Annotated in this window: 22 protein-coding genes and 2 pseudogenes; 15 read left to right on the top strand and 9 right to left on the bottom strand. The window is 37.5% G+C overall.

Annotated elements, in window-relative coordinates; all coding sequences use genetic code 11:
• The first annotated feature begins 36 nt into the window (after positions 1 to 36).
• On the top strand, positions 37 to 1,233 hold the full coding sequence (dxr, locus tag AAZO_RS03175; RefSeq protein ID WP_013190135.1) for a 1-deoxy-D-xylulose-5-phosphate reductoisomerase: 1,197 nt from the start codon (positions 37 to 39) through the stop codon (positions 1,231 to 1,233).
• A gap of 158 nt (positions 1,234 to 1,391) precedes the next feature.
• Here the strand turns inward: dxr and AAZO_RS03170 are convergent, their stop codons facing one another.
• Positions 1,392 to 1,817, bottom strand: coding sequence for a hypothetical protein (locus AAZO_RS03170; protein WP_041639415.1), 426 nt, complete (start codon positions 1,815 to 1,817; stop codon positions 1,392 to 1,394).
• A gap of 257 nt (positions 1,818 to 2,074) precedes the next feature.
• Here AAZO_RS03170 and AAZO_RS36570 point away from each other — a divergent pair, with 257 nt between their 5' ends.
• From AAZO_RS36570 to AAZO_RS36560, 5 genes are all read left to right on the top strand, one after another.
• Positions 2,075 to 2,353 carry a hypothetical protein gene (locus tag AAZO_RS36570; RefSeq protein WP_081462684.1) on the top strand — a complete coding sequence of 93 codons (279 nt, stop codon included), beginning with the start codon at positions 2,075 to 2,077 and terminating at the stop codon, positions 2,351 to 2,353.
• 15 nt (positions 2,354 to 2,368) lie between these two features.
• Complete coding sequence (locus AAZO_RS36565) at positions 2,369 to 2,554, top strand: hypothetical protein (RefSeq protein ID WP_041639414.1); 186 nt, start codon at positions 2,369 to 2,371, stop codon at positions 2,552 to 2,554.
• A 6-nt stretch (positions 2,555 to 2,560) separates the two neighbouring features.
• A complete protein-coding gene (locus tag AAZO_RS40850; RefSeq protein ID WP_266887901.1) occupies positions 2,561 to 2,695 on the top strand; it encodes a hypothetical protein in 135 nt (44 codons plus the stop codon).
• A gap of 27 nt (positions 2,696 to 2,722) precedes the next feature.
• The gene (locus AAZO_RS28500; protein WP_228371468.1) at positions 2,723 to 3,292 is read left to right on the top strand and encodes a hypothetical protein; all 570 of its coding nucleotides are present in this window, start codon (positions 2,723 to 2,725) and stop codon (positions 3,290 to 3,292) included.
• A 416-nt stretch (positions 3,293 to 3,708) separates the two neighbouring features.
• The gene (locus AAZO_RS36560) at positions 3,709 to 3,906 is read left to right on the top strand and encodes a hypothetical protein (protein ID WP_013190133.1); all 198 of its coding nucleotides are present in this window, start codon (positions 3,709 to 3,711) and stop codon (positions 3,904 to 3,906) included.
• A gap of 50 nt (positions 3,907 to 3,956) precedes the next feature.
• Here AAZO_RS36560 and AAZO_RS03145 read toward each other — a convergent pair whose 3' ends face one another.
• The 4 genes from AAZO_RS03145 to AAZO_RS03130 all read right to left on the bottom strand — a co-directional run bounded on the left by AAZO_RS03145 (position 3,957) and on the right by AAZO_RS03130 (position 7,735).
• A complete protein-coding gene (locus tag AAZO_RS03145) occupies positions 3,957 to 4,454 on the bottom strand; it encodes an acyl-CoA thioesterase (protein ID WP_013190132.1) in 498 nt (165 codons plus the stop codon).
• A 202-nt stretch (positions 4,455 to 4,656) separates the two neighbouring features.
• Positions 4,657 to 5,001 carry a DUF1815 family protein gene (locus AAZO_RS03140; protein WP_013190131.1) on the bottom strand — a complete coding sequence of 115 codons (345 nt, stop codon included), beginning with the start codon at positions 4,999 to 5,001 and terminating at the stop codon, positions 4,657 to 4,659.
• A 762-nt stretch (positions 5,002 to 5,763) separates the two neighbouring features.
• Positions 5,764 to 5,979, bottom strand: coding sequence for a DUF2839 domain-containing protein (locus tag AAZO_RS03135; RefSeq protein WP_013190130.1), 216 nt, complete (start codon positions 5,977 to 5,979; stop codon positions 5,764 to 5,766).
• A gap of 193 nt (positions 5,980 to 6,172) precedes the next feature.
• Complete coding sequence (locus AAZO_RS03130; RefSeq protein ID WP_013190129.1) at positions 6,173 to 7,735, bottom strand: helicase C-terminal domain-containing protein; 1,563 nt, start codon at positions 7,733 to 7,735, stop codon at positions 6,173 to 6,175.
• A gap of 163 nt (positions 7,736 to 7,898) precedes the next feature.
• On the opposite strand from AAZO_RS03130, the gene AAZO_RS03125 reads away from it, so the two are divergent.
• Positions 7,899 to 8,861: a M48 family metalloprotease gene (locus AAZO_RS03125; protein WP_013190128.1), complete on the top strand. Its 963-nt coding sequence runs from the start codon at positions 7,899 to 7,901 to the stop codon at positions 8,859 to 8,861.
• Positions 8,862 to 9,000: 139 nt separating this feature from the next.
• Here AAZO_RS03125 and AAZO_RS03120 read toward each other — a convergent pair whose 3' ends face one another.
• On the bottom strand, positions 9,001 to 9,939 hold the full coding sequence (locus AAZO_RS03120) for an AAA family ATPase (protein ID WP_013190127.1): 939 nt from the start codon (positions 9,937 to 9,939) through the stop codon (positions 9,001 to 9,003).
• A gap of 425 nt (positions 9,940 to 10,364) precedes the next feature.
• On the opposite strand from AAZO_RS03120, the gene AAZO_RS03115 reads away from it, so the two are divergent.
• On the top strand, positions 10,365 to 10,760 hold the full coding sequence (locus AAZO_RS03115) for a hypothetical protein (RefSeq protein ID WP_228371467.1): 396 nt from the start codon (positions 10,365 to 10,367) through the stop codon (positions 10,758 to 10,760).
• A 644-nt stretch (positions 10,761 to 11,404) separates the two neighbouring features.
• On the opposite strand, the pseudogene AAZO_RS43285 reads toward AAZO_RS03115, so the two are convergent.
• Positions 11,405 to 13,007 (bottom strand): annotated as a pseudogene (locus AAZO_RS43285) (IS1634 family transposase).
• Positions 13,008 to 13,251: 244 nt separating this feature from the next.
• Between AAZO_RS43285 and AAZO_RS28495 the strand changes: the two are divergent.
• From AAZO_RS28495 to AAZO_RS28485, 3 genes are all read left to right on the top strand, one after another.
• Positions 13,252 to 13,458: a helix-turn-helix domain-containing protein gene (locus tag AAZO_RS28495; RefSeq protein WP_081462683.1), complete on the top strand. Its 207-nt coding sequence runs from the start codon at positions 13,252 to 13,254 to the stop codon at positions 13,456 to 13,458.
• Positions 13,404 to 13,763: a hypothetical protein gene (locus tag AAZO_RS28490; protein WP_187289590.1), complete on the top strand. Its 360-nt coding sequence runs from the start codon at positions 13,404 to 13,406 to the stop codon at positions 13,761 to 13,763. The genes AAZO_RS28495 and AAZO_RS28490 overlap by 55 nt, the downstream gene beginning before the upstream one ends.
• 106 nt (positions 13,764 to 13,869) lie before the next feature.
• The gene (locus AAZO_RS28485) at positions 13,870 to 14,196 is read left to right on the top strand and encodes a transposase (RefSeq protein WP_081462681.1); all 327 of its coding nucleotides are present in this window, start codon (positions 13,870 to 13,872) and stop codon (positions 14,194 to 14,196) included.
• 352 nt (positions 14,197 to 14,548) lie between these two features.
• Here AAZO_RS28485 and AAZO_RS03095 read toward each other — a convergent pair.
• Both AAZO_RS03095 and AAZO_RS34810 read right to left on the bottom strand, forming a co-directional pair.
• Positions 14,549 to 15,168: pseudogene (locus AAZO_RS03095) on the bottom strand (Uma2 family endonuclease).
• 66 nt (positions 15,169 to 15,234) lie between these two features.
• Positions 15,235 to 15,393, bottom strand: coding sequence for a hypothetical protein (locus AAZO_RS34810; RefSeq protein WP_187289589.1), 159 nt, complete (start codon positions 15,391 to 15,393; stop codon positions 15,235 to 15,237).
• Positions 15,394 to 15,489: 96 nt separating this feature from the next.
• On the opposite strand from AAZO_RS34810, the gene AAZO_RS03090 reads away from it, so the two are divergent.
• From AAZO_RS03090 to AAZO_RS03080, 4 genes are all read left to right on the top strand, one after another.
• Entirely contained in the window at positions 15,490 to 15,816 is a 327-nt protein-coding gene (locus AAZO_RS03090) for a hypothetical protein (RefSeq protein ID WP_144031231.1), read from the top strand.
• A gap of 322 nt (positions 15,817 to 16,138) precedes the next feature.
• Entirely contained in the window at positions 16,139 to 16,261 is a 123-nt protein-coding gene (locus AAZO_RS40835; protein WP_266887887.1) for a hypothetical protein, read from the top strand.
• Positions 16,258 to 16,431 carry a hypothetical protein gene (locus tag AAZO_RS36530; protein ID WP_228371463.1) on the top strand — a complete coding sequence of 58 codons (174 nt, stop codon included), beginning with the start codon at positions 16,258 to 16,260 and terminating at the stop codon, positions 16,429 to 16,431. Before AAZO_RS40835 ends, AAZO_RS36530 begins: the two co-directional genes overlap by 4 nt.
• A 304-nt stretch (positions 16,432 to 16,735) precedes the next feature.
• Positions 16,736 to 17,134, top strand: coding sequence for a DNA methyltransferase (locus AAZO_RS03080; protein ID WP_338027159.1), 399 nt, complete (start codon positions 16,736 to 16,738; stop codon positions 17,132 to 17,134).
• The last annotated feature ends 83 nt before the right edge of the window (positions 17,135 to 17,217 follow it).

The raw sequence follows: 17,217 nt of genomic DNA, 5'->3' as shown, positions 1-17,217 counted from the left end.
TTATAGTTAAGAGTAAGTGTAAATTGTTAAATCATTGTGAAAGCTATTACTCTTCTTGGTTCTACCGGCTCTATTGGTACTCAGACTTTAGACATCGTTTCTGAGCATCCAGATAAGTTTCGTATAGTTGGACTGGCTGCTGGGCGGAATGTGGAGTTGTTCGCGGCGCAAATTCGCCAGTTTCGTCCCCAAATTGTGGCTATTTCTGCTGCTGATAAGTTACCAGAACTTCGGGAAGCAATTAAGCATGTCAACCCCCAACCTATTTTACTGGCTGGTGAAGAGGGTGTGATAGAAGTGGCTCGTTATGGTGATGTTGAAACGGTTGTTACTGGTATTGTTGGTTGTGCGGGTTTACTTCCCACTATCGCTGCTATTGAAGCAGGTAAGGATATTGCTTTAGCAAACAAAGAAACTCTCATTGCTGGCGCTCCTGTGGTTTTACCTCTGGTGGAAAAATATGGTGTGAAACTATTACCAGCAGATTCTGAACATTCGGCGATTTTTCAATGTCTCCAAGGTGTTCCTAAAGGTGGTTTAAGGAAGATATTACTTACTGCTTCTGGTGGTGCTTTCCGTGATTGGCCTGTGGAAAAGTTGCCTGAAGTAAAAGTTGCTGATGCTCTGAAACATCCTAATTGGTCCATGGGACGAAAAATCACTGTTGATTCAGCAACTTTGATGAATAAGGGTTTGGAAGTTATTGAGGCTCATTATCTGTTTGGGGTGGATTATGATGATATTGAAATTGTTATTCATCCTCAAAGTATTATTCATTCTTTGATTGAGTTACAAGACACTTCTATTTTAGCTCAACTTGGTTGGCCAGATATGCGTTTACCTTTGCTTTATGCTTTATCTTGGCCGGAGCGAGTTTACACTAACTGGGAAAGATTGAACTTGGTTAAATCTGGTGATTTAACTTTCCATGAACCGGATCATCAAAAATATCCTTGTATGGGATTGGCTTATGCTGCGGGTAGGGCTGGCGGTTCTATGCCTGGAGTTTTAAATGCTGCTAATGAGCAAGCTGTGGCGCTATTTCTAGAAGAGAAAATTAGCTATTTGGATATTGCTCGGTGTATTGAATTGGTGTGCGATCACCATCAACGTGATAACACACGTAATCCTTCTTTAAGTGACATTTTGGCAGCAGATCAATGGGCTAGACAAGAGGTTTTCACGGCTACAGAAAAATTAGTAATTCAGCCACAGATAATTTCTCTAGGCTAACAATCAAGATAGTCCTATACTCCTAATACTCGGTGCGGTATAGGATTATGTTTCATTTATTTTCCTTGGATATTAATTTTTGCACAAGACTCTATAAAATCTTGAAAACTATACAAATAGTATACATTTTCTTGAATTCTGGCTAATAATTGGTCAAATTAAGATTCCTCTGGTACTTCTTTTTGTCTAGATTTACTATAGGATAAATTACGTTCTTTAAAAATCTCTCTCAGATATCCTTCGTGAAATAAAGCTTTGGTTTTATATCCAAGAATTTCCTTTGTATTGCCTTCGTTTTGTTCCAATCCATTAGCTAAATCTTCAGTATCACTCAGTCTTAAATGAAAATATTCAATGTATTTACTCAATATTTTATTGACTTGTCTATTTCTAGGGAGAAGATTTCTATTTCCTAAAAACCAAGTTTCAATACAAACTTTTCGAACAATTATTTCTAATTGATAATTGCCACGTAAAGTTTTAAATGGTTTATTTTTTAAGTTAAACTCTATTTTCTCGAATGCTTCTGCTCTTTTCTCGGAAATCGTCGACCTATCTGCTTCTGTAAATAAGTATCGGCGCAATAAGTAGGGGTAAGAGAAAAAAAGGAAAAAGTTGAGGGTGGGACACAGGGCGTTATAAAATATGAGACATGAGGCAAAAAATTTTAGCAAAAGACTTATCACAAACAGAGTTGCTCCAAAGCATTGAGCGAAAAGGAATTGTAGAGGAATCCATAGGTCAGAAAGTAGAGATATGACTGAATCTAAGAGAGCAGTAAGAATCAGAAGTAAAAGAATTACGGGCAGAAAATTAAGGGTTAACAGATGAAAACAACCGATTGAAGGGAGAAAAGGGTCAGCCAGAGATAAAAGCCAAGAATAAAAAAGGCTTCACAAGTAATCACTCATCGGAGAAAGAGCGACAAACCCCAAAAAAGGACAACAAAGGCAGTAAGAAGGCTGGGATTAAAATAGACAGAGAAGAAATAATAGAATATCCCCAAGAATTACTGCCAGCAGAGGCGCAGTTCAAAGGGTATGAAGAAGTAATCATCCAAGACATCATCCTGGCAACCAATAACGTACTATTCCGGAAAGAGAAATACTACTCACCATGAGAAGGAAAAACCTATTTGGCAGAACCTCCTTGGGGTTATGAGGGAGAATTCGGTCTAGGAATAAAAACCTTGATTATCAGCTTGTACTATGGGGGCAACATGACCCAAGGCAAGTTGTTAGAGTTCCTAGAGAATATTGACTTGCTCGAGCATTTTCAACTACCAACTAAATGGAAAAATGCTCTCCAAGTATTACCTTAAGAAACTGTGTTGAGTGAGGTAGAGTTTTATACCCTACTGGATATACATCTGCCTAAACTGGGTTCACAACAACGGACTCGGATTATGGAAGCAGCAGCTATTGCTTTCTATCATCAACAAACTGATTGGCCAGTGGTGTAAACTCTGGTCTGTAATGATGCTCCTCAATTGAAGTTACTGACTGATAATATCGTTTGGTGTTGGGTAGATGAAGGAAGAAATTATAAGAAGTTAAGTGCGTTTATTGCTTGTCACCAAAAGGTTTTAGATAAATTCCTGGATGATTTCTGCAATTACTACCGAGACTTACTCCCTGATCAAGATTCTCCCAATCAGCAAACGGCAGATAAACTCCGGTATAAGTTTTGGAAGTTGTTCCACACTGACAGTGGTTATCAACAATTGGATGAGCGAAAACCATTAACTCTGGTCAAAATTTCTGAGTTGCTTTATGTTTTAGAGCATCCTGAATTACCTTTGCACAATAACCCGGCTGAGTTAGGTGCTAGAACTATGGTGCAGCGAGGTAATATTAGTGATGCCACTCAGACTCTCGAAGGGACTCAGGGTTGGGATACTTTTATCTCTCTTGTTCCTACTACTCATAAGTTGGGAATTAGCTTTTTTGAATATATTCGTGACCGCATTTCTAAGGTTGGTAATATTCCCTGTTTGGCGACTATTTGTGACGAAAAATCTGCTTTCAATCCTTTTGGTTGCTTATGGGTACCTGAATAAGTTCTTCCCCCGAAGTATTCAGGGGATACGATTTTTTGTTGTATGAGCACTATCTTCTATTTGATTTAGAGCGTCATAAGCGTCTTGTATTCTGCCGTCTTATTTCAATACATGTATGATTAATTGATTGGAAGAAAACTTAGGCATTTCTCGATTGTTAAACATTATTTTTTCTTGACTTGGTTTAGTTAAAATAATATTTTATGAAGTCAATTTCTCATAAAGTAATTACGGTTTTTCTTTTTCCTCGAAAACTAGTTCCTCAAAATCTAAACCTCAAAAATTATTATTGAGTCTAAGTGAAACTATTTTTAGAATAGTATTAAGATTGTATTAATACAAGGAATTATATTGTTATTTGCAACTATAATTGGTAGCGTTTTATTAAAAAGAATCATTGTTAAGATTCTGGTACGATGATAATTACTTTAATAGTCGCTTGGATAATATTTCTCATACTTTGGAAATTAGTAAAAACCACTATCAAAACTGCTGTTACTTTTGCAGCGATAGTGGTTTTATTATACTTTGGTTTTGGCATTACACCTCAGGATATTTTGCATAAAATCTCTGAGATTACTCAAAAATTTTCGCAAACACCTGTGCGTAATTAATCCTGCTTCACGAAAATAAGTTAAGTTTTTAACGGTCAATTTCTAATTGATTACTTATATGATGTGGAAGTTTTAGCCAGTGCATCTTTAACCGCAGGAGGTAATTGAGGCATAATTTTACCTCTTTCCCTGTCTAATGCCACTAGTGTTATCTGTGCAGTAACATATAATTCTTGTTCATCAGTGGAAACAATTTTATAATCCCAGTTAATATGGACACCAGTTACTTCCAGCATTCGGGTTTTGATCAGCGCTATCATTCCTAATTTAAGTGACCGATGATAACGTACTAATAATTCTACAACAGGTAAGTCACAACCTAAAGCTACTAAATCAGCAAATTCAATGCCTATAGAGCGTAAATATTCTACCCGGGCTTCTTCCAACCAAGTTAAATAAGTACCGTGCCAAGCTATTCCTGCATAATCTGTATGATGAGGCTGCACTCTCATAGGATATTCAAACCAATTGTCAAATTCAGCCGTCGTCACTTTATTAATGGCGCTGGTTGGTGGTAGTTTTGGTTGGTTTACTTTTGCTTGAGTCATATTATATCTTCTGAGTACAGGTGTTAATTCTTGCTCATCAGATTTTAACAGACGCTGAAAAACACTGGATAAAACAGTATCAAGATGGTCTATTTCCAGTAATGGTGAATAGGTAGTAAACCTATTACCTATTCACCATTACCGATAAAGCCATATTTACTATCGCGCAACACAACACTTACACAAATCGCTCTTGGGCAATTTAACACTTTTTAATAAGGGTTTTATGACCTGTAGGACTTTGTATAGATTGCTTGACAAGATTAGCGAGTTCTTGTAGTTGGTGGATTGCTTCTGCACCTTCTAATTTCATTAATTCCCGCTCATCTCGCATTTCAGTCCAGGTAATTCCGTAGTCTGATACCAAAAAGCGAATTAGATGGTTGTCTCCTAAGCTGACCATAAATGAAGCACTATTCATTTGGTCGCCACAGGTATAGCAAGAAGCTGGGTAGCCGTTGCGCTCTAATACTATTGCCAAGGCTTGTAGGTTCATTACCAAGTCTTGAACAAATTGTCTATGTTGATGTGCCAGTCTCAAAAACACTTTTTTCCTCCAGACACCACAGTCATTTGAGTCTCTTTTATATTTTCTTTAGATTTTTCTATCCTTTGGTATTGTAAACTATTCATTACAATTTCTAGCGTAAGGTTTAGTATGTCATTGGCTACCTTGCTTAGGGTAGTGAATAACAATTGTCCCTGTCGTATCAAACTATTCAATTTGCAAGATATAAATCTCAGATAAAACGACTAAAGTTAACATTGTCTTTAGATGTTTAGCTCGATTTCCCTACTTGCTTAAGGCAGTCAGCTTTCAGCGTAACTTAAATTTCATGGTAGTCAACTAGGAAAATGTTCCATATTACCCTTTTATAGGTAGTATTTAAGCCAATTTGCACTATTTATTTACTCTAGCGTAACTTTTCATCTTTTTCTTGCTAAATCTATTCTACTGAATTTATTCTTGCTCGTAAAAGTAGATTGAAAGCAATAAAGGAATATCTTATCCTATTTGTGATTTAAGTAAGTGTTTAAATTGTATTGTAAATAGGCTACTTAGAGCTGAATACTGAAAATAGAGTTCAATAGTGATGTATTAAATAAGCTATTTCTACTGAAACTTAATTTGATAAAAGCCCAAACCTATGATACTTCATATTGAAGATATATAAACTGAGGATACCTTTGTACCCATTTAGGCAATTGTTTTGTTTCGAGATATTCAATCGTACAGGCTGGGAAGATAGGGAAATGGGGAGATGGGGAAAAATTATTACCTCCATACACCCCTATCCTAGACCTTTGTTCAATCAACTACTTGCCACCAACCAAAAGCTGGACCGATAAAACGAATTGTCACCCACGCGGCAAACATAAGGCCAATACCGATCCAAGCTCCGCGAGTTGTTAAACTCACAAACAGTTCAGCTTGAGATTTTGTGATGGGAACCCAAGGTAAGATACGAGTGTCTTCACCATATTGTTCTCCCAGTGTGCTTTTACGACGTTTTGCTTCACCCATAATCAACCAGTAATTGAAATTTCGGTTTAGGTTCTTAAATATATGTTCGCAGGAATCATGGATATTGTGGAGAGGATGAAGAAGGCAAGGAGGTAGCACAGATGGGCAGGAGAGCACAAAATTAATAATGCAGAAAATTAAGAATTACGTATCCCTAGCGGAACTAGAGGCACTATGAGGAATTACGAATTACCTATTCCCTATTTGAATTTTCGTCATTTGGTGGAGAAAACAAGCTGGGATCAAGATAGTTCAAGCGTGCTAGAGGGCTAAGGGCAGTGAGAATTTGAACGCCGTAGCTGCGATTTACGACGCGACTATCGAGTAAAGCTACGATACCTTGATTTTCGCGGAGTGGTGCGATCGCTCTTTGCAATTCATTCAATGCAGTGGGTAATAAGTATAACCTGAACCAATCTTGGTGTGCTCGCTTGTAATGAGCTACTCTACCAGCGACCAAAGGATTTTCTAAAGATGGCAAAGGTAGAGTTGCAATAATTAACAATCGGGGAGCGGGTAAAACAGTTTGATGTGCTCGCCAATATTCCCAACCAGTAACCAAAATACCATTTTCATCCAAACAAGTTTTTTCCACCTGCACGCGCGAACCAAACTCCGAAGCCAAAATTGCTGCTACTCTGGATTTGAGAGGTACATCTCCCACTAACACTAAAGTCATTCCTGGTGCTGTCGCACTTAAACAAACCAAGGTGCGGACTTGGTGAATAAATGCTCCTTGAAATTCTGGTGTATTCGGTAGAGGTAACTTATAGGGTGCATAAAGTTGAATTGCTTCCCCTTGACTATCAGTAGAAAACTTTAAGCAAGTTACATCCTTAAACCCCAAACGTTGACGGAACAGAGGAGCTTCCGTTTCTGGTTCTAAGGCGCTGCCAATTAATACTACAGGTTGCCGCTGCCAAATTGGTGTGAGTGCTTTAGCTAATTCCAGTGGGGCGTAATGTAAAGAAAATAAGCCTTGACGACGGGCAATAGTAGCCCAGAAAAGGGGAGGAGAGGCAGAAGAAGACGGATTGTCAACCAGGCTTTGGAATTGTTGCCTTAAGTGTTTCCAAATATCTGGGAAGCTATCTGAGTCTAAGGCTAAAAACAAATTTTGTAAGATTTCTGTTTCTGGCTGGGACAGTAGATAACAGTGGTATGGATTTTCAGGATGTTGGAATAACTCATGTGTCAGTTGTACCCTAGCTTCACGAATTACATTAGCTTCGTAGGGACAAGCAAGCATCAGTTGATCCCAATCATGGGATTGAATCTCTTGTGTTAGCTGATGACGCACCCAATCTTCCAAATCATCAACTCCATCAATAATTGTGGGAATATTTGGGGGAAAACTATCATTATCAGCCAACTGACCTTTTAGCCAAGCTTCTGGGGATGTCAACAACAACCCTTGGAAATCAGTACCAGGCCAAACTTCACCTGTTCTGATGGGTTTGTTAGCTTGTAACCATTGCTGTAGACGGGGAATTTCTATTTTCAGCAACCGCTGCTGCACAACTTCTGAGGCCACAATAATTACAGGGCCATGCCACATCAAGGAGGATGCGATAAAACTTGTGCGATATCGCCCTTGATAGCCACAAACAGCACCTACTTGAATTAAGGCACTACGTCCCAAGCGCAAAGCGCGTGCTACCAACCGTGCCATCGTTAAGTGATGGGGCCAGGAAGGAAAACCCGCCTGCGATCGCAGGAAGTTATGTAGTGATAAATGAACTTCTGCCTCAATCACACGCTTTTCATCCCATAACAAGTGACTTTTTCCAAACTGCCCCATTTATATTATGTTGTCATTAGTCATTGATGATTGGTAATGGGTAATTGGTAAACTTTCTCCTGTATTACCAGTCACCAGTCCCCAATCCCCAACCACCATTTACCAACTTCCCTAAATTATGCCAACCTACACAGGAATTTCCAGCGAAGCCTTTAGGCATCCACTAGATCGTCAAGCTGAGCAAGCCTTACGAAGTTTGTCGGGATTTGATTTAATCGCTCGTAAATTCGTGGAATTTGTCTATGAACGCCCTCAATTAGTCTATTTAATGGGCAACACCATCCAAGTAGGACCGCGTCAATATTCCACTATTTACCAAATATTTCGGGAATGTGTGCGAGATTTGGACATTTACCCTGAACCAACACTATTTATCTCACACAACCCCCAAGCCAATAGCTATGCATTGGGGCAAGAAAATCCCTACATAGTCCTAAACACAGGGATACTTGACTTACTCAATGAAGCCGAAATTCGGGCAGTGCTTGCCCATGAACTGGGGCATATTAAATGTGGTCATACTATTTTAATTCAAATCGCGATGTGGGCAATGAGTGCCGCTTCCGTCATTGGTGAATTAACCTTCGCTTTAGGTGATTTCGTCAGTCAAGCTTTGATTTATGCCTTTTTTGAATGGCGACGTAAAGCCGAATTATCCGGAGATCGCGCCGCATTGTTAGTCATGGATGACCTAGACCCAGTTATGTCATCCATGATGAAAATCTCTGGCGGTAGTAACAAATATGCCAACGAATGTAGTTTACAAGAATTTATTCAACAGTCAGAAAAATATCAAGCACTGGATGATGATGGACTCAATCAAGTATATAAATTTCTCATGTACAATGGCGCTCAAGGAATGATGCTTACCCATCCACTCCCTGTAGAACGCTTGCATTATTTACGCTCTTGGGCAGTATCAGAAGAATATCAGCAAGTTCGCCAAGGAAACTATCAGCAAACACCCACTACCAGAGCAGTCAATGTCAAAGTTGAAACACAGGAAAATGAAGCGGAAAAATTACGTAAACAAATTGAAGAATTGCAAAAAGAAATCAACAGAATGAAAAACTCAGATTAGGGAATAAGTGATAAGTGACAGGTGACAGTAAGAAGGGAATAGGAAACAGGCATATAGGCACGATGATGACAGGAAGATGTTTACTCAATTCCCCTAATCCCCAATCCCCAATCCCCAGTCCCCAGTCCCCAGTCCCAAATCAGCTTTCCGGTTCGCAGTCAGGAACACCTTCCCTAAATACTCGACTAGCAAGAATATCTACTGCTTCGATAGTAATTAAGTCTTGCTTATTTATTTTCTTGCCACTATTCAATAAACGACTAGCTTGACGCAAACGCGCTCTATCTATAGCATTCCGGACACTACGAGCATTAGCAAAATGGGGCATAGTCTTCCGTCTAATTAAATACTCTCGGAAGGCCTGTTCCGCATCTGGGCTAAAACAATAGTTTTGAGTTCTGACTATAGATTGAGCAATAATTAACAAATTATCAACACTATAATCATTAAATTCAATATGAATTCCAATACGAGAATTCATACCAGGATTACTGTGGAAAAAATGCTCCATTTGGGTTTTATAACCAGCAAGGATAACAACCAAATCATCACGCTGATTTTCCATCACCTGCATGAGAATTTCAATTGCTTCCAAACCAAAATCTCCTGGATGATCTGGGCGGTATAAAGTATAAGCTTCATCAACTAATAAAACACCCCCCATTGCATTATTTAAAACTTCCCTAGTTTTCGGTGCAGTTTGTCCAATACCTTGCCCAACTAAATCATCTCGCGTGACCAACATGACATTCTCTTTGCGGATATATTCGAGACGATAGAGAATTTCAGCCATTCTCATAGCTACAGTAGTTTTACCCATACCTGGGTTGCCTAAAAAAGTCATGTGCAAACTAGGGGCACCAGCAGTTAAACCGAGACTTTTACGAATCCGGTCAACCAGCAACAAAGCAGCCATTTCCTTAATTTTGTTCTTGACAGACTTTAAGCCGACTAACTCCTGGTCTAACTTATCAAGAATATCTTGGATATGAGATTCCGAGAAAGCCGCCTCTAAGTCAATTTCGCTATCTTGGGTAACGGGACTAATCGTTTCTTTGTTTAAGACTTGTTCACTCATGACTGTCTCCTCTAGTAATAACTTTGATCATAGCCCCAAGTCTGGTAATATAAAAGAATGTAATTCTAATATGACTGATATATATTTCTTTATTATCCATTTCTGAATTTAGTCATAGAGAAAACATAATCTCCTTCACCACACCGCCAATATAGAGACAGTGTGAGGCCTGGTTATTGGTCATTGGTAAGATTCTTCACGTACGTATAGATAGTTTATACCAATCCTCTTTAACTTTGAAGCATATAAGATCTTTCAAAACTCTTCACTAATAGGGGCTAAGAGGAATGATATGTATCAATATTTAAGAGAAACGGTATTTCCTATAAGTAGGAAAATAATAAGGGCTTGACTATAGCCCAATCTGGAATTTGATTTAGGCTTTTCTCAACATGATAATTAAATTGAAAAAACGGTTGTTTGCATTGCTACTTATTGTTTATGTAGCTTTCTTATTACCAGAAATTACGGTAGCATCAGCAAATAATTTTTTTAATTCATCTCAAGTCATTTTCACTTCTTATAGTGAAGATACTAAGGATACTATTACTTTCTCGGAGGGTGACTTAACTCCCCAAGAACATCAGAAACTTCAAGCAGTCCGTCAGCGTAGAAACAAGGAAATTATCGCAGTTTTAAATTCTGCTCAACGTAAACAAATTGCTCACTATTTGCATACTGGTAATGACCTAAATCACGCCCTAGAGGCGCTAGATTTAACCTCAGAACAACAGGAACTAATAAATGCTGCTATTGAATTTACTAATTTGAAACTGAAGGGAATTTTTTCTAATCATGCATTATTATCGACTGATAAATAAAGCTTATTTATTGGTAATCAGAAACTATGTCATTTGTGAAATGTTTTGCATTTGGAGCCACTGACAATAACAAAGGCAAGATTATTTTTATTTTTATAAGCTATGATTTATTAAAGAATAAGTTTTAAGAATTGATACAATGTGGGGTTGGCTACTTTACATTCATAGAACTCTATTGAGCCAATACAGGTCATTGATGTCTTTTTTTGTCACCTTATTTTACTCTTAGGAAAAATTAATATCATTTAAAATTCTCAGTAGGCAACTCCAATATTTTCTATATTCTAACCTCAAATATCCACAAAAATATTCAACCCACATTCCGCAACATAAACTGCCACAGAGGGAAATTACGGAGACAAAAAATTCAAGGGAGCATAACAACAAACATATGCAGTAAAAGAAGGCATTGGAGAAACAGTAAGGCACCAAAAATAGCATCAAAAGCTATTCTCAATAAGGAGCAATAAGAAAGAACACCGCCCAGAGGAGTCAACAGATAAATGAAGATATTCAAGAGATAAATCATAACTTAGACTCATAGATTGAAGTAAAAAAAGAAATTATGGACATAGTAAAATAGAGCTATAAATCAACGACATTAGCTTATTTTGTGATAGAAATTAAATTAAGAGAGAGAAAAATTAGGTAACTAATTGATAGTAAGGAAAACAATGATATGGTAAAAGATTCACAATGAAATCTCTCTCTTGAGTCCAGTAACAGATGTGTTTTTCTTGCTTAACTGTAACTAAATGAATAGACTGAGCGCATGGAAAAATCCAGGGTAAACTGGGGCGGTCAGTTAGTTTACCCAATTGATTTTTACTGTTGATTTAGACTCTCTCAAAGGGGTTCTAATTTGGAGTTGCCCTAAAGTATAAACCAGCAGACATAAACCCATAATCATTCCCAGGGACTCTATTCTCTCTGGACTTTTTAGGAAAATACTGTCTGCAAAAAATAATGGGTCTTTGAGAAAAGCAAACCCTCTCTCGCAAGACTGTTGAGCTTTATATTCACTCAAGATGGAGTCATGGGTAAGTTCATTTAAATCCAAAAGGTTTGTACCAAAAATAAAAGGCCCTGCCCTCAGGAATTCTGTATTAATTTTACTTTTATTCTGGGAGACTGTAGCTGATATTTCAGAGGATATCTCTCCTGAACTATCTTTTTTCTTAGATTTGATTTGAGTAACTTTACTCTGGTTAATTTGGTGATATTTGAATTGTTTGAATAGTTTAGATAACCCCTTGATAGCATCAGCTTCACAAGCGAATTTTTCTGGTGATAACTTTTTCAAGTCTTGCACAGCTTTTGATTGTGCCTTGGTAATTTCTCCTGAGAGTTTACCCAGGTCTGATTCTCTTCTTTCTTGATTTTGCACTACTAACCATCTTTGTTCTATTCCTGGATAATTTACTGTTTTTGAAGCTAGTTTATATCCGGGTAAGTTACTATCAACCAATTCTGGTTCTGGTAATGTTGATATTCATCATTGTGCTGATTCTACGCTTAATGGCACTGGACATAACCAGCTTAAATCTGACATCATTTTCAGATTTGATTCTGTATATAAGGCCCAGTCCGCTACTATGAGACTGTTAACTTTTAGTTAACTTTTAATTGTTTTTGGTACTCTAGTGCTATTTTACCAAAGCATGGTGAATCTGCTTGGTTTCCCGATGCTAGTTATAAAAATATTGGTATGTCTCCATCTCCTGAACATATCATTTCTATGATGAACTGTTTTAACTCCGGTCTATGGTCACCAGAATAACCGTAGGTGATGGTTATTTCTTTTGGTGATTTTACTGCTAATTCTTCTATTTCTTGATTATTTCCTAGTTTCTGACTCTCAAATATCACTTCTGGTAAGCTGGTATTATATTGCCCATATACGTCCATTTATGATAAGTCTAGACGCCCTGCTCATAGGGATACTCCAAATTTTTTTGCTGCTTTTAAGGCGACAATAAAAAATATTCTATCCAATCCTTTTATCAATAGTTTATCCATGACTCTCCCCAGTTTATCATCCTTGAGATATTCTGGTTTTACTCCTGGTCCTATTAGATGGTCACAGGGGATTATTTCAAAATCTTGGGGAAACATATATAAGGGTTTTTATACAAATCCTAACCAGTTTATTATCATGGCTTTTACTACATGACACGGACTTACTTTCTCTCCAATTCCAACGGTTATTTCTACTACTCCTATGGCGTCTATTATTCCTGCTACTATGCCTAAATGGTCTAGTAGTCAACCAAGGCAATGTCCTCTAATTAATAAACTAGTCAAAAAAGGGGTTGACCATGGCAAAAAAGTATGTTGTAGATTTAAGCGAAGAGGAAGTTTTACAACTGCAAGCAATCCTCAAAAAAGGAAAGCACAAAGCAAGAAGTATAACCCGTGCAAACATTCTTTGAATGGCATCTGAGGGAGAAACGGACACGGTGCTGCCGCAGTTCGAGTTCATGTTACCACGGTGGAAAGGACAAGAGAAAAGTTTGTGATTGGTGGATTAGAGTTTGCTTCAAAGGATGGGGAACATCCATCAAAACCCAAAAAATTAGATGAAAAACAAGAAGCATTTTTGATTGCGGCTGCTTGTTCTAATCCGCCAGAAGGAAGAGTGCGTTGGACAATAAAATTATTAGCGGAGCATTTAGTGAAGGTTGGTATCATAGATTGAATCTCAGACGAAACAATACGCCAAACTCTAAAAAAAATGAAATTAACCCGTGGTTAAAAGAACAGTGGTGTATTCCCCAAGTTAACCCAGGGTATGTGTTTAGAATAGAAGATGTTTTAGATTTGTACAATGAGCCATCTGATCCGAAAAAACCTACACTCTGCCTAGATGAACGCCTATATCAATTATTAGAAGAAGTAAGACTTCCTTTGCCACCAGAACCACATCAGCCTGAAGGTTATGATTGTGAGTATAAACGCAATGGTGTTGTAAATTTATGTTGTAAATTTATTTGGCTTTTTTGAACCAATAGCCGGGTGGAGGCATATTGAAGTTACACAAAGTCGGACAAAAGCTGATTTTGCTAAACAATTAAAAGATTTAGTAGATGTTTATTAACCCCAAGCTGATGTGATACCTTTACTTGTTGATAACCTAAATATTTATACTCCAAGTGTTTTATGTGAAGTTTTCTCTCCACAAGAAGCATGCCGCATTATTCAGAAATTAGAGTTTCACTATACTCCTAAACACGCTTCCTGGTTGAATCAAGTAGAAATTGAATTATCAGTGTTATCTGGCCAATGCTTAGAACGACGTATTCCTAATGTAGAAGTATTATCTTCTGAAATTGCTACTTGGGAGTCACAGCGTAATCAACAAAAACCCAGTGTTTGTTGGGGTTTTAAAATCAAGGATGCACGTAAAAAAATGCAGCGTTTATATCCGATCATTTAACCTAGCAAAATTACCTTGGCAGACTACTAGGTTTTGAATTTCCATTTTTTGAAGCTTTGATTTCACAAGAGAATTATCCACAACTCCTGTTGTGATCCAATCATTTCTTCTTCTGTTCTAATTTAATTTTTAAATCATTAAATTTTCTTTTCTTTTATCTTGTTTACAAAACTTTATTCTCTCACTCTATTGCCATTTTAATCATACTATTCTCATTAAGCCTTTTCTTCCTTGCAGGAGCCTTAGTTCTCGTGTACTACTGTCTGTGACAGTTAGGATACAGTTAGGGTACGGAAGGTGGGTTTTATTTAGTTAAGGGATCAAAGCCTTTTAGTATAAGGCTTTGGAGTTTTTACTCCTGATGGTAAAAATAAATCTGGTTAGTAGTTAGAGACAGTTCTGGGAAAGTTGGTGATACTATTCGGTCGTCACCTCTAAACTGATTAACTTGGTATTTCCCCTCAACTAACGAGTAAATCAAGATGGCTGGTTGCTTAGGATTGCCAAGAAAACGCCTACCTCCCAATGCAGCATGGTCTACAATCCAATATTCTGGAATGCCTACAGCTTCGTATTGATCTAGTTGTGTGAAATAGTGATCACGCCAATTGGTGCTAACTACCTCAATCACTAGAGGGATTGACGCGCCCTGACTAACTGTAGATTGCTTTTTCCATAGTGGTTCATTTACGAGATTGGGGCGATGGACCACCAATATATCTGGTGAATAACCGGATTCATTTTCAGGTCGTTTGACAAGTGCAGTTTTGGGAATGAAGTAGGGAAGATGTAACCGCTTGATATCAGCAGATATTTCTAGTGCCAAAAAACCGACAACATCTTCATGATCACCTGTAGCCTGTCAGATCTTAATAATTACCCTGTCATGTAGTTCATACCTTCCCCCTCTAGTTTCCATTGGGCAAATTCATCAAAGGTTAGTTTCTCAGTTTTAGGTAAGGCCTGAACTATCTATCATTTACCTACCTTTTCTATTTTTAGTGTTTACGATTGGCGAGCGCCAACTATCGCAATTGGTTATATCGCAATTGGTGATTTTACTTTGTAATCAGGATCGTGCTTTTGAACGTATCCCTCTACAACCTCAGTGACAACTTCACTAATATTTCTGTCTTCTTTACCCGATAAAGCCTGAAAGGTTTTTCTGAGTGACTCAGGCATTAGTAACAATATCAAAACTTTAGCTACAGAAGACGAACAACACCAGTATGATCAGAGGATGATACCCACGGAAAGATATTGGTTTGGTATAGTTATCTTTTTCCCAAATGGTTGGAAGAAGAAGACCCCAATTTTGAAAAGTGGAAAGAAAAATTAATGGCTGGAGAGTTTGGACACAGTGAGACTCAAGTCCTGACAGCAGTAGCTAAGGAAATTAGACAGGATGGGGGAGACTTGTGGCAGTCTGATATTGCTGATTTGGCGAGCCCAACTGATATAATTGTGAGTAGTAGGCTAGAACAGCATTTATGTATTCAAGTTACCAGCCTATCTGATCTATCTTCTCAATATAAGTTTGATAAATGGGAAAATACGCTTAAATACTGGGTAATAGAGAGAGGATTATTTTTAAGTTACAATCCTAGTCTAAGTAACTAGACACAAATAAACATAAGTATGTAACAAAATATAAATTACTTGAAACCCTTACAATTGCTTGATTCCCCTTTGCTGCATTCGCCATGATATAGTTAGAAATTTTTCCGCCCACCTACTTGGATGGTTTTGTTCAACAGATAGTTAATATTTCGCTATATAATAGCGATTATTTGTAAGTAGGCGTTTATTTATAATTTAATTTATAGCTGTTTATTTGCATTCACGATTTTCATTAGAGTTAATAATTATAGTAAAAGAAAGACCAACTAACAGCTAAGAGAAGTTCACACAATTTCCGTAACATTTAGGAGAAGGTAGACAGTTGCAGGAAGACTGGATAAATCATGGTATTGACTGTGTAGATTTATATATTGAAAATACAGATAGCGATTGGTTGGAAAGTTGGGTAGATCGTGAGGAGGAACAAGTAATAGAGAGTTATTGACAACTTTGTTAGAAAGTGATGATTCTGTAGCAGTGAAGGTACGCGAGAAGTTGCATAATAAGTCTATTTCAGAAGTTGAAGCTATTCAAGGTTTGGAATATTGTTTGAGTCAATTAACAGAGAATGACAGAATTTTTGTTGCCAAAGACTTTTATTGGGTAGTGTTGTGATCGCAGGAAGTAATCGCAGTTCTAGTGATGAGATGATTGATGAAACTGAGCTATTAGATTTAGCAGAGGATTTGTTGTAGAAGTTGAAGAGAATTCTCAACTAATGCTTTCTCATTCTAAAAAAATAGAATATCTTAACCCAACAATAATATGACATCATCTACACCAGAGAGTTTATCTAAATTTTTTTAATTTTGCCAACAACACATCACCGGAGAAGAACGCGACAAGAACGCAAGGAAGCCCAAACATTTCTCGACCGCTTTTTTCGTACTTTTTTTTGGTCATGAAGGTCCTTTAGAAGCTGGGTTTTTGCGAAGATAGGCTAGAAATAGCAAATACAATTAAAAAACTTTCTGCACTGGAGATAAAATTGCAAAGTCATCGAGTTTTAGATCTGGCTTGTGGTTTGGGTAATTTTCTTTATTTAGCCTGTCAGGGAGTGAAAAGAGTTGAAATATTGTTGTTAGGAAAAACCGCTAACCTGCGGAAGTCAAAAGATAAACAAATGCAGATGAGTTTAGTGACACCTTTGCAATTTTATGGAATGGATACAAATCAGTTTGTGGTGGAGTTTGTAAAGGTGACTTTGATGATAGCACAAAAGGTTGCGACTGATAATTTCCAATTAATAGGACCTGCGTTACCTTTGGATAGTTTAGATATATTATTTGTCAGGGTGCTTTATTTACGCAATGTCTAAAAGCTAACGAAATTATTGTAAATCTGCCTTTTTTGGGTTGTAAAAAATTGAGAATAGAATTAGGAGATGAATATATACATAAG

Origin of the sequence: 'Nostoc azollae' 0708 (assembly GCF_000196515.1) — a bacterium.
In the GTDB taxonomy this organism is placed as follows: domain Bacteria; phylum Cyanobacteriota; class Cyanobacteriia; order Cyanobacteriales; family Nostocaceae; genus Trichormus_B; species Trichormus_B azollae.
This window is presented reverse-complemented; position numbering and strand designations above follow the sequence as displayed.

Excerpts from the sequence above, each read along its gene's own strand:
- AAZO_RS36560 (WP_013190133.1), top strand. The coding sequence starts at position 3,709 with ATGATAATTACTTTAATAGTCGCTTGGATAATATTTCTCATACTTTGG.
- AAZO_RS03145 (WP_013190132.1), bottom strand. The coding sequence starts at position 4,454 with ATGACTCAAGCAAAAGTAAACCAACCAAAACTACCACCAACCAGCGCC.
- AAZO_RS03135 (WP_013190130.1), bottom strand. The coding sequence starts at position 5,979 with ATGGGTGAAGCAAAACGTCGTAAAAGCACACTGGGAGAACAATATGGT.
- AAZO_RS03125 (WP_013190128.1), top strand. The coding sequence starts at position 7,899 with ATGCCAACCTACACAGGAATTTCCAGCGAAGCCTTTAGGCATCCACTA.
- AAZO_RS03120 (WP_013190127.1), bottom strand. The coding sequence starts at position 9,939 with ATGAGTGAACAAGTCTTAAACAAAGAAACGATTAGTCCCGTTACCCAA.